This window comes from cyanobacterium endosymbiont of Epithemia turgida isolate EtSB Lake Yunoko, assembly GCF_000829235.1.
Taxonomy (GTDB): domain Bacteria; phylum Cyanobacteriota; class Cyanobacteriia; order Cyanobacteriales; family Microcystaceae; genus Rippkaea.
In genome coordinates, this window is record NZ_AP012549.1 from 2357863 (window position 1) to 2370794 (window position 12932).

Consider the following 12932-nt stretch of genomic DNA (forward strand, 5'->3'; position numbering starts at 1 on the left):
CAGACTTCAATCAATGCTATTTCTAGCAGAAAGCTAATGCTTCCCTTTCTCTCCTTCTTTAAAGGAGAGAAAGGGAAGCATTAGAAACTTTAAGGTTTATTATTGATAATAATTAATAGACTAAAAGTCTTTATAGGAATAGCTTAAATACTCTCAATATTATAAATATTCATAAGCATTAGCAGCCGCACTATTGCCTGTATTCCCTTGTTGAGTAAATCTCTTCAATAATTTAGCATGTCTAGAAAGATATAATTCTAGCTATACTAATTTATAGCTATTTAAAAACTTATTAGTGAACACCTCAGCTATGTGATTATAATGGGTTTCTTTTAAAAAGATTTATTATCTAAAAAAAAATTATTTCGTCGATTGTTATCTCTAAATAATAATATAGATTCGATAAATAGCTTACTTACTAATAATTTTTAGTTATATGAATCCACGCTTATTGTCTTGACTGTATATAGATTATCTCAAATAGTCAACTCAACAAATCTGAAACATTTATTGAAAATTTATAGTATACATTTGAATAAGTAGGTGAGATTGAATTAGAAGAGTAAGAACTATCAAAGTTTACTTAAGCCCGTAAATTCTCGCTAGAATAAAAATGAGAACATAAATATTATGTTTAAATGCAAGGAGACGGAGAGTTAAAGAGAATCTAGATTAGGTAAATTCGTAAAAAAGTACTATTTTAATAAAGTTTATAAATAAATTTTTCAGAAAAGAGAATAATTATGGGATTCTATGAGAAGTAGAAAATAAAGAACTAAGTAATTTCATAGAGTTTAAAAAGAAACCCGACTAAATATAAGAGAAACATTCAAAATTAAGGGGTAGCTTTAAAAAGTTAGGCTTGGATTTTTTAGATAAAAAGTAAGATTAAGACTAAAATATCCTGTAACAATAAAGGAATAGATAGGATGCTTATTTCTAATAATTACTTAGTGTATATAACTAATTTAGTTAAAGTTATATTTAAATGACAAAAAGAAAAAGGATTATATATATTTTTTTACGAATTCATATTTATAATTAAACATGATAGAAGGAGAATGACATCAAATAAAAGTTCGTAAAACTACCAGAAGTATCTTTAAAGATGAATATAATTTAGCAAAAGTAATCAAACAAAGTCTTTCTCAAAGAACTTTTTATAAAAAATAATATCAAAATATATAGATATAAAATAATTTGCTCTTTTAACGTTTATTCGGAGCTACACACTTATTTTAGTTACTACCACATTTTTATCAACTAACAGCAGAAGGTTGACTTTTAGCAATGGGTAAAGTAAACCAGACTTGACATCCTTTGCCTGGGGTACTATGAACGCCAATTTTTCCTCCGTGAGCTTCAATAATTTGACGACATTGATAAGAACCTAATCCAATTCCTGTCCTACGTCTATCGTGTAAACTACGAAGGTATAATCCAAACATTTGATTACATTGTTTCTCTTCCATTCCTACTCCATTATCTGTTAAGCAACAATTGATCATTCCATTATTAAATACTGCTTTTAAGACTAAATTAATTCCAGGAGTATTATGTTTAAGAGCATTACTGAAAAGGTTCTCAAATACTTGGTTTAGTTGATCAGAATCAGCAAAGACAAAGGGTAAATTATCAGAAATTTCTAAGGTTAGAGTAGCTTTGTTTTGAATCAAGCAAGATTGCCAACTTTGAGTTAATTTTACAACAATCTTTTTGAGAGAAATTGCTTCCAAATTCATATTTATATTTAAAGAAAATTCTTCGGAAAAATGGTCCTTGGATAGGGCATTAATCAAAGTCAATTGACGATCACTACTTTTAATCATCCGATCAAGAATACCATGGGAAATACTAAGATTTTCCCCCTTACGGTTTTGGAGATTTTTCAATAACATCAACATGCCCATAATCGAAGTTCGTAAATCGTGGGAAACTGCTTGCAAAAAAACTGCCTTCATATCATATAACTGCTGCACTTCTTGAATTTTATCTTGTAATTGTTGAGTATGTTCTTGTATTTTTTTTTCTAAATTACTATTAAGTTTTTGTACTTTCTGATATAGTTTTGCTTGTCCCATCGCAATCATCATTTGATCAGCCAACTGTTCTAATAGTCGAACCTCTTCTTTTTGCCAGTAACGTCTTTGAGAACATTGATGAGCTACTAATAACCCTAAGGGTTGACCATCTACATGAAGAGGAACTACTAAAGCAGCTTTAATATCGTAACGTTGGGTATATTGTGCCATAGCTTCTGATAGATTAACAGAGTCGATGTCAGAAACTATGAAAGTTTGACCTCGGGCAAACAGAGATTGAATATCTGTCAGTAAATCATCCTTTGCACTTCCTCCTAAAATACTCGAATAGCGAGGTATTACTGACTCAGCAACTACATCAAGTCGTCCGTCATTGTACAGAGTCGCAATAAATACCCGATCAGCATGGATTAATCCACAAATTTCAGCAACAGTTGTCTTAAAAATCTGTTCCATATCCAAAGACTGCCGAATTCGCAAAGCGACCTCCGCCAGCAGGTGGTCCCGTTCGACAGCGTTTCGTAATTGTTTTTCAACTTGTTGGCGTTCTGTGACAGCTACTGATAAAAGTAATGCTGTGGCACTGACAATGATAATAAAAATCTGTAGTGATAAAACCGCCTGGGACAGGTTAGAAGTTTGAATAACAAACGGACCAATTCCTTCAATAGTCCCCGCAATCGCTAAAATAGCCACAAAAATATTGGACAACACCGCTCCCCAAGTCTGAAAACGAAGAGCAGCCCAAACCACCACCGGAAAGGGTAAATACTCTAAATATTGAGCAGTAGTTAATCCCCCCCCTTCTAGAATAGAAGAACTACCTTGACAAATAAATACTAGCCAACTTAAAACAAATAAAAGTCCGCTACAAATAAACAATTCAAGAAGACGGAATTGTTTTCGGCGGAGTAAAAGTTGATTTCCATGAAATTTAAGGCGTAATAATAAGGGAGCTGTCACCAAAATCCCACTACAATCTCCTAACCACAATAACCACCAACGCTGACTAAGATTAGCCGACGAAAGGTTCCCAACAACCAACTGAATCAAGGTATCAATTGAGGCATTTAGTAAAGGAGAAATAATCGCCCCTAGAAGAATTAATTCCGTTACATCTTGAATCCTTGAGAGTTTGGAAGAAAATTTTCCGCATCGTAGCAATCTAATGGCAACAACCCCTGACAAAGTACTACCGAGAGCAGAACTCAGAGCTACCCCAAAATTTTCCCCGAAGAAAACCATTAAGATAGCATCTCCTAGAAAAATACCGAACCATACCCCCTCTCCGTAAACCAACAGTGCAGTTATCGCAATTCCTGCTGGAAGCCATAGAGGAGAAGCTTCTGCTGCTATTCCCATCCATCGTAAACATAACCACCCCCCACTACAGTAAGCGATCGCCACTAAAGCGAGTTTTACTAAATTTGAGCGAAAAGCAATCTGGGATAAAGTCATAGGGACTTAATTTTCCTTGTTAAAACAGCTTAATCTGTCTATAATCCAAGCTATCTAAATGGTGCTCAACTTAATCTTCTTTTTACTTCCTCCACCTGGGTGAACTCCCAGTAAAACCAAGAAAATAGGGAAAAGCACTCCAAAGTATTTTCTGAATTTTTTTAGTATAATTTATATCTTGATTTACAGAGCAAGTTACGTGAATTTGCTATAAATGTTGGATGAATCTAAAATGCGAATTTTAATTGTAGAAGATGATCCCCTAATGCAATTGGGACTAGAACAGGCTCTAAGTGAATATCCTGATTTTGAGATTATTGGGCAGGCTGATGATGGTTATGTCGGAGTTCAAAAAGCTTTAGATCTACAGCCTGATTTAGTAGTTATGGACATTGGACTGCCTCGCTTGGATGGAATTGCTGCGACAAAACAGATTAAGGAGAAATCACCGCAAATCCACGTAGTAATTCTTACGTCTCATACACTACAAACTGAAGTTATTGCCGCTTTATCGAGTGGAGCTGATGCCTATTGTATTAAAGGGGCGAGTTTAGAACGATTATTAGCTGCTATTGAAGCAGCTAAGGATGGTGCAACTTATTTAGATCCCCAAATTGCTCGATTAGTGTTAAATAATTTAAAAACACCCGCCCCAGAATTGAACCAAAATATTGCTTTACTTTCTGAGAGAGAACTAGAAGTTTTAAAGTTAATTGTTGAAGGAAAAAGCAATAATGAAATTGCTGAAGACCTCTATTTAAGTGCTAATACAATTAAAACCCATGTACGGGGAATTATGAATAAATTAGCAGTTGATGATCGAGTCCAGGCTGCTGTTGTTGCTTTGCGTTCTGGATTAGTCTAAAATCACTTTTAAAACTTTTATAATTTGTTATTCTGACAATTTTTGCTAACAAGAGTAAGGTACTATAACTTAACTTAAATCTTAAGTTAAGAACAAAATAAAGATTACTTTAAAAGAGTTTTTTGATACTTAGACCTATTTAATGCTCAAGCCTACAAAGAAATATTTACCTCTCCTCGAAGTAGTCAGATAACACCAAAATACTACTATGCTATATTTGAAGATATTCTCTGTTTTTAGCTATCTCTTCCGTCTTTATTCCCAATTATGCTTTTTATAGCTTATTTACTGTTTAATATTTGCAAGTTATTTTCTGGTTATTTTTTATTTCTTAATATATGTCACTTGCTATACTACTACTGAGTAACACTGTTTCCTAATAATCGAGCCATCTTTATTGAAGTTTGAGCATTACTTTACTGAGCATCGCCTCTTAAATTTTACTTTTTTAATCACAAATCTAAAGTTTTTGAATAAACTCGAAATATTATAAGCCTAAATATTTTTATAATACAATCACTTTTTGGCATAAGTCATAACTAATAGTGCTAACTTAATCATTCAATTACGTCTTTTTTGAAAAGAAAACTTACCTAGTATTTTTGTGTTGTTTTACTTCACTACAAGCTCCAAAAAATAGACAAACAAAACAGTGCCAAATTTATCTTAAGCCTACTTTTTTACAAGACACCTTGACACTGCTCTATTTCAGTTTCTATTGTATTCTAACGCCCTCTATGATGGCCGATTGTCTTACGATCTGATTTTTTACCTGAGTTATTACGACGGGGTTTAGAATTATCTTTGCGATTATTCCCCTGAATAATTGGTTTAGATATTCCTGCTTCGGGGACTTCCCAGTCAGTTCTCATCCACTTGGGGCAGTCTTGATCATAAACCATCTGTAAAGCCGCAGCAGCTATAGCCTGGGGATCATATTCGTCGCTAAGTTCTCGCACAATAGGTAAAAATGAAGCCATCCGCTCCCCTGCCAAGGAATCTTGAATCTGCCTTTGGAGTTTTTCTAGTCGCTTAGCTTCCACTTGAGAGCGGTTAGGAATACTACACAATTCTATTTTTTGTCGAATTCGCCGTTCAATCTGACGTATCATGCGACGGTCAATTGGTTCAACTAAGGATATTGCTGTCCCTTTTTTCCCTGCTCGGCCAGTTCGTCCAATCCGATGAATATAAGTTTCTGCATTATCCGGCAAATCGTAATTAATAACGTGGCTTAAATTCTCAACATCTAACCCTCTTGCCGCAATGTCCGTAGCCACAACGATCCTAACTTTACCCTCTCGAAATCTATGGACCAATCGTTCTCGTTGGGACTGACTTAGATTACCATGGTATTCGTCAACACTTTGCCCGGCTTCTTGTAACTTGCTGGTAAGTTCAGAAGCTGTCTGTTTAGTCCGAACAAAAACAATGGCTGTGTCAGGGATTTCAATTTCTAAAATTGGTTGTAACGCCTTGAGTTTTGACCAACCGCGAGGAACACCATAAAGATGTTGCTCAATTTTATCAGGTGCGGCTTGAGGCTGGTCTATAGTCACTGTAACAGGAGATTTGAGGAACTGGTTAACTAATTCTCGGATTTCACGAGGCATAGTTGCTGAGAAACAAGCAGTGTTGCGTTGGTCGGGGGTTTGCCTTAGAATTTTTTTTACATCGTCGATAAAGCCCATACTGAGCATTTCATCTGCTTCATCGAGAACAGCCCATTTTAAATTATTTAAAACCAGCTTTTTGCGATCTAATAGGTCAATAACCCTTCCCGGAGTTCCAACAACAATTTGTACACCTCGTTGTAAACTCCGAATTTGCTTTTCAATCGATTGACCTCCATAAACAGTCAAAATATACAATTGGCGTTCAGTAGAAAAGTCCTTAAGAGCAAGAGCAACCTGTTGGGCAAGTTCACGGGTTGGGGTTAGAACAAGTGCCTGTATGTTGGAATTGTTTGTATCAATCTGCTCCATAATGGGCAAGGAATAAGCTGCTGTCTTCCCTGTTCCTGTCTGGGATTGTCCCAGAATGTCATGTCCCTCCAAAATTAAAGGAATTGCTTTACATTGAATCTCTGTTGGAGTCGTAAAACCTAGGGTTTCTAATTTATGAACACGGTTCTCAGAGAGTCCTAAGCTATGAAAGGAAATGGTCATAAGAAATGTTAGTTAGTAACTTAACTGCAAGATTAATTTAATACAAAGTGCTTAGCAAGCTTTTTCTTAAGTAAGAAAAACTTATGGTGTGTTTTCGATCAAGAATCTATTTCTAGAACATCGTGTTGTTGCACAACTTTTCCATATAGGTCGTAAGTATCAGCATAGGTGATTTTGACAGACACAATTTCGTTTAAGGGAGCTTCTCCTTGAATATAAACAAGTCCATCGACTTCTGGAGCAAACCGCGAGGAACGTCCTATTTTCTCCTGAGTTTGAGGATTCTCTTGTTCAATTAAGACGTCAACAGTTTTTCCAACACAATCTTGATTTTTTTTGAGAGAAATTGGCTGTTGCACCTGCATCAAGATTTCTCGTCTTTGTTGGGCTATTCCTGACGGAACCTGATGGGGCATTTGATAAGCAGGAGTGTTTTCTTCTGGAGAGAAGGCAAATACTCCAACGTGATCAAATTCATGACATTCGACAAAATTAACTAAATGGTTAAAATATTCATCTGTTTCGCCTGGAAAGCCCACAATAAAAGTTGTTCTCAATACGGCTCCAGGAATGAATCTCTTGAGACGTTCAATAATGCCATCATTGACATGTTCTTGCCAAGGACGATTCATTGCTTTCAAGATAGCCTGGTGGGAATGTTGAAAAGGTACATCGAAATAGGGTAGGACGTTTTGGGTGTCTCCAATTGCGTTAATTATTTTGTTAGTGAGTCCTGTGGGGTAGGTATAATAGATACGAATCCAGGGAATGTCCACTGTCCCCAAAGCCCTTAATAATTGGTCTAGTCTGGGTTCTCCATACAAATCCAATCCATAATTTGTGGTAATTTGGGAAATCAATATTAATTCTTTTACTCTTTGCTCGGCTAATTGTTGTGCTTCGGCCACAATCGACTCAATAGAACGTGACCGCTGACTTCCTCTCAAGTGAGGAATAATACAAAATGCGCAACGGTAATCACATCCCTCTGCTATTCGCAAGTAGGCCACCCCTTCAGTGGTTGTACGGTAACGAGGAACTGTTTCATCCGCGATAAAAATAGGATTAACCGAGACTTCTTTAACTTTTTTCCCTGTTTCCACCTGTTGGATAACATCAACAATTTTTTGATAGTCTCCCGTTCCTATTATGGCGACGGCTTCAGGAATTTCATCAAGAAGTTCTACCTGAAAATGTTGTGCCATACAGCCAGAGATAATAATTTTTTTCTTGGCTTCGGCTAATTCTACCAATGTACGAACTGACTCTTGGCGAGCTTCTTGTATAAAACTACAAGTATTAACAATCACATAGTCTGCTAATTCTTCACTACTATCTATTTGATAGCCTGCCTGCCCCAGCAAGCCCAACATATGTTCAGAGTCAATACGGTTCTTTTCGCAGCCTAGGTGAGAAATCGCAATAGTTGGCTTACTGCCCATGAATTACTGTTCGGTTACATCCCATTGTTGTACACTTGGGCTATAAACCACGCTAATCTTTTTGTGTAGCCTGATGGCTATAGTCTAGAGTTCAGGTGTGGATTCGCCCCCATTCATCTATTAATTTAGAATAACAGATTCTATCCAATAAAGCTATCCAATAAAGAAAGTAGCTTGGAGAAAATTTTGAGAGGCTCTTGGATCCTATTTCTTCAAATGTTTCACCAATAGACATAATTGGGTTCTATTACATGATTTTTATTCATATTCAAAGATAATTTTGATTTTGAGGAACAAATGAAAATGACATCGAAGCCCAAAGATATCCCAACTTAAAATATTCACGTATACGTGAATATTTTAAGTTGGGATATTTGAAATAACATTAGCTCTCGAAAGTTGAACTAATTTTATTAATGGCTCCTGTTAATTGTCTGATATTTGTGGAAATTCTATGACTGTAATTATAAGGATATTTAGTCGTTAAGCTGGATGCGCAATAATGACTACTTGATACTTCCCCTGATGTAATTTCAGTCCAGGAATTAACAGTCTTTAAGTAAACATAGGTTTTTGATGGGTTTAAATAATCTCGATTTAGCGGTTGATCAATACCAGTAACCTCTAAAGGAGAACAGTGGGTTTTATGTCCTTATTATTAGGACAATTAATTAATATATTCCATTGAGAGGCTTTCATTCTTTTGGATGTCAAGGAAAATATATTGCTGTTAATTTACCTCAAAATATCTTCTATCTGTATAGCATAATTAAAACTTTTGTTGTATTTATATATTCCTATTCCATTAATTATTTTTGCTTTTTTTTCTTTGAAAAATTAATCTAGAATAAGCTTATATACTTTACTTACACTATACGGATATGCAGTGAAATTAATATTAATAGTCAATAAATTACTGTAATCAACCTTAATAGACGTTTGTTTAAAACAATGTATTTTTCATAAAGCCAATTCCTACAATAATTTATGTTTACAATAGTTTTTAAAAACTATTTTTTTTAGGCTAAATATTTAATATTAAATATTTAGCCTAAATATTATCGTTATATATCCATTTTGATAAGTAATAAATAACATATCAAAAATTAAATAAAAAAAGTATTCCTATATTAATTTTTAGATGTATATTACTTAGTCTAGTTTCTTCAAAGGGTTAAAGATTTTACTCAATACTTTCATCCATCCATCTTCTAATAAAGTATAAAGGACTGGAACTATAATTAAACTTAATAAAGACGAAGTAATTAATCCTCCAATAATAGCCACAGCCATAGGTTGTCTTAATTCTGAACCTGCTCCTAGTCCCAACGCAATAGGCAACATTCCTAAAATTGTAGAGGTGGTTGTCATGATAATTGGTCTGAGGCGTACTTCTCCTGTCTCCAAAATAGCCTGATGACGATTTATTCCTTGTTGTCTTAATTGGCTAATATAGTCCATTAATAAGACAGCATTTTTATCTAATAATCCTAATAAGAAAATCAACCCAATTAAAGAAATCATTCCAAAATCATTTTGGGTAATTAATAGGGCCAACATTGCGCCAATAAGGGTTAATGGTAAGGAGAGAACCACAACTAATGGTTCTAGCCATCGTCCAAACGAAATATACAAAACGGCTATCATACAGACAACTGCTAAGATTAAGGCAATGGCAAATTCACTAAAAATCTGGCGAACTTGTGCCGATGCTCCTTGAATATCAAAACTAATATCATAAGGCAAGTTTGACTGAGTAATAGAAATAACTTGATTAGTAATATCTCCTAATCCTACTTTTTCTGTTAAATTAGCTGTTATGTAAATAACTCGTTGTCTTTGAAAATGTTCAATTACAAGAGTTTGTTCATCTTCACTAGACATTCTTACATCAACTAATCCAGGAACTTCTTTGATTTTAAGTTTTAATTTATCTGCTGTTTGTCGCAGAGATTTGAAGTCATTTCCTAATAAAGCAACTTTTAAAGTACTGTCATCACCTGTTTCTACAAATAAAATATCTTCAATACTAGTGGTTACTCCTCGCAACTTAGGTAAAGTATTTCTAATACGTTCTTGAACTTCACTAGTACTAAATTGGCGATCACTGTTTAATTTTACATATATTTTTCCCTTCAAGGGATCACCGTGTATTCCAGCAATAGTATAAGCAGATTTAACATTAAAATCATCTAAAATTAACTGCTCAAACTTTCTTCCTACACGACTATTAATCCGTAATAAAAATTGTTCTGGTGATTGAGCTAAATCAGAAATCCATGAAGAAGTAGTATTATTAGAATTGATACGTAATCGTTGAGGAATTTTTGGGACTGGCAAAGTATAAAGAATGTTGAATTCTCCCCGGTCTAATTTAGGGACAAATCCTCTAGGAATTAATGGAATTAAAGAAAGCCCTAAAATCAAACTTATTAGGGCAATAGCCATTACAGTTTTGCGATTTAACAAAGACCAATTTAGTAAATTAAGATAAGGACGAACTAAGAAAAAAACTCTCTTTTTTTTAGGTTTTCCTGTCCTAGGTTTCATCCAATAAATAGCTAAAACAGGAGATAAAGTTCGAGCAACCATTAAAGAAATAAAAACTGCAGCAGAAACCGTTAGCCCAAAAGGTTTAAAAAAGTGCTCAAGATTACCCCCGATAAAAGCAATAGGAATAAAAACAGCTGCGATAGTAATAGTTGAAGCTGTTACTGTCAGTCCAATTTCATCAGTTCCTTTAATGGCTGCTTTCTTAGGATTTTCTCCACGGTCAATATGACGAGTAATATTTTCTACATCCACAATGGCATCGTCAACAATAATGCCAACAACTAATGCCAATGCTAGTAACGTAAGGGTTTCGAGATTAAACCCTGCGATCATCATCACAATAGCAGTTCCTAATAAGGAAATAGGAATGGTTAAGGCAGTAATTAAAGTTGCCTGAAAATTTCGTAGAAATGGAAAGATAACTAATATAGCTAAAACAATTGCTCCAATTAACCCCTGAATGGTTGATTGAGTGGCTTCCTCTATGTAATCAGCTTGAGTTTCTGCCAAAATTAGCTGTACATCAGGCAAAGTGTTTTGTAACTCATCTATTGCTTTTTTTGTGAGACTTACTACATTAAGGGTATTAGCATCAGCCTGCTTTACTATTCGTACCGACAAGACATCTTTTCTATTAAAGCGTACCAGTGTTGGGGGATTTGTCTCATCAGATTTAGTGTTCTTGACTTCCCTAAAATTGCCATCTCCTAACAATTCTACCCGACTTACCCCTGGTAATTTTTCTAATGGGGGGATAATTGCCTGTCGAGCAATATCTGTTAACCTCTCTAGAGGTTGAGTTTCACTTTGAATCGCATAACTGATAGCTGCTGATTCATTAATACTGAAAGTCCTAACTTTTACACTAGCATTAGAAGGTAAATCAGCTTGTTTGAGAGCAGATCTCACGATTTTGGTAGACTCATCTAGTTTTAATCGTGCATCAAATGCTACATTAATGATACTTTGCCCAGGATAGCTAGAAGAAAATAACTCAGCATTGTTGAGTGAGCGCAGAGATTTTTCAAGAGGATTGGTTAATTTTAATTCTGTTTCCTCTGCCGTATTTAAAGGAACAGTAGCCTGTATGACGACTATTGGAAAGGAAACATCAGGAAACAAGGCGTATCTCAAAGAACTAAAGGCAAAAATACCAAAAAATGTCACAATAACCCAAAAGCATATGGTTAATCGTGCATATTTAATGGCAAAACGAGAAATATTTAGACTTTTTCGAAGGGCTTGTTTCATCGAGTTACTACTTCACTGTCATTTCCTTTGGTTATACCAAGTCGTCTTTTTTAATGACGATTTCTTAATCTTCAAATAAGAGATCTCCGAGAACTTTATCAAAGCAAGCTGTTCCATAAGAAGTTAAAATTTCTTTAGCCTTAGGATCTCTATTACGGTATCTACTTAATAGATTCTGAAAGTCATTAAATGTGTGTTTACTTTTCAGTGTATTAACAGTGCAATTACATAACTTTCTGGATTCCTCCTTGGTAAGACCGGATGCTTGTGCTTCTGGGACACAATTTTTTTGATAGAAATCTGCAAAGGGATCTGGTGCAGCGCTTACATTTTTAGAAGTAGAGACAATTGACACTGTTATTACTACTAGTAAAGTTAGTAAGGTAAATATATGGCGAGTATTATTAATCATAAATCTAGGGTCGACTCCAGACGATCCAGTGAACTAACAAACAAATAGTTTTATTCTGCGCTCTCAGTGTACTCTTACCCGAGGTAAAAAAATAATTTTCACTACGACAGTTTTAAGAATTGCATAAATTACATAATTTTTGATACAATAGTAGAGCTTATAGTAATGGCGGCATAGCCAAGTGGTAAGGCAGAGGTCTGCAAAATCTTTATCCCCAGTTCGAGTCTGGGTGCCGCCTTTAAAGTTTAAACTTAGTTCAGTCAGTTTTGCTCCAACTATTATGTATGTTTTTGCGAAGCAACTTATAATTGTTTTTCTGGTTTACTAGAGAAATTGTTCCATCCTATCGACAAGAATGTTGTTCATGGTGAACGATGTACTGATACCAGAAGATTCTGGATATTTTAGTTTAAAAACCCCAACTACTCAAAGCCCCAAAATTAAAAATTCTCAGAGACTGTTTGTAGACACACCATTAACGCTTTTTATTCCTCTACACTATTGAAGATAAAGCAGCATAAACAAAATAATCCGAATAACATCAACAAAATGCCAGAATATTGACTGACATTAATATCGGGTTTACTGGAAGTGTAATTTACCTGGTATCAAACAACGACAATATATAAATAACAATAAAATTATTATTGTCAAGACATGTAACCCATAAAATACTATCAACAAACAGATAGAAGATTTCGTTAGTTAAACAGCATCCAGTTTAAAAGTGTGTGATGCCAT

At 34.8% G+C, this 12932-nt stretch carries 6 protein-coding genes and 1 tRNA gene; 2 read left to right on the forward strand and 5 right to left on the reverse strand.

What is annotated here, in order from left to right; translation table 11 throughout:
- Nucleotides 1-1259: 1259 nt before the first annotated feature.
- A complete protein-coding gene (locus ETSB_RS07365; RefSeq protein ID WP_044107190.1) occupies nt 1260-3500 on the reverse strand; it encodes a sensor histidine kinase in 2241 nt (746 codons plus the stop codon).
- Nucleotides 3501-3732: 232 nt separating this feature from the next.
- Here ETSB_RS07365 and ETSB_RS07370 point away from each other — a divergent pair, with 232 nt between their 5' ends.
- Nucleotides 3733-4365: a response regulator gene (locus ETSB_RS07370; protein WP_044107683.1), complete on the forward strand. Its 633-nt coding sequence runs from the start codon at nt 3733-3735 to the stop codon at nt 4363-4365.
- A gap of 725 nt (nt 4366-5090) precedes the next feature.
- Here ETSB_RS07370 and ETSB_RS07375 read toward each other — a convergent pair.
- From ETSB_RS07375 to ETSB_RS07390, 4 genes are all read right to left on the reverse strand, one after another.
- Complete coding sequence (locus tag ETSB_RS07375; RefSeq protein WP_044107193.1) at nt 5091-6533, reverse strand: DEAD/DEAH box helicase; 1443 nt, start codon at nt 6531-6533, stop codon at nt 5091-5093.
- Nucleotides 6534-6631: 98 nt separating this feature from the next.
- Nucleotides 6632-7975, reverse strand: a complete 1344-nt coding sequence (rimO, locus tag ETSB_RS07380; RefSeq protein ID WP_044107194.1) for a 30S ribosomal protein S12 methylthiotransferase RimO — start codon at nt 7973-7975, stop codon at nt 6632-6634.
- Nucleotides 7976-9127: 1152 nt separating this feature from the next.
- Nucleotides 9128-11779: an efflux RND transporter permease subunit gene (locus tag ETSB_RS07385; protein WP_044107195.1), complete on the reverse strand. Its 2652-nt coding sequence runs from the start codon at nt 11777-11779 to the stop codon at nt 9128-9130.
- 64 nt (nt 11780-11843) lie between these two features.
- Nucleotides 11844-12134, reverse strand: coding sequence for a hypothetical protein (locus ETSB_RS07390; protein ID WP_232509885.1), 291 nt, complete (start codon nt 12132-12134; stop codon nt 11844-11846).
- Nucleotides 12135-12358: 224 nt separating this feature from the next.
- On the opposite strand from ETSB_RS07390, the gene ETSB_RS07395 reads away from it, so the two are divergent.
- Nucleotides 12359-12429 (forward strand) — tRNA-Cys (locus tag ETSB_RS07395).
- The last annotated feature ends 503 nt before the right edge of the window (nt 12430-12932 follow it).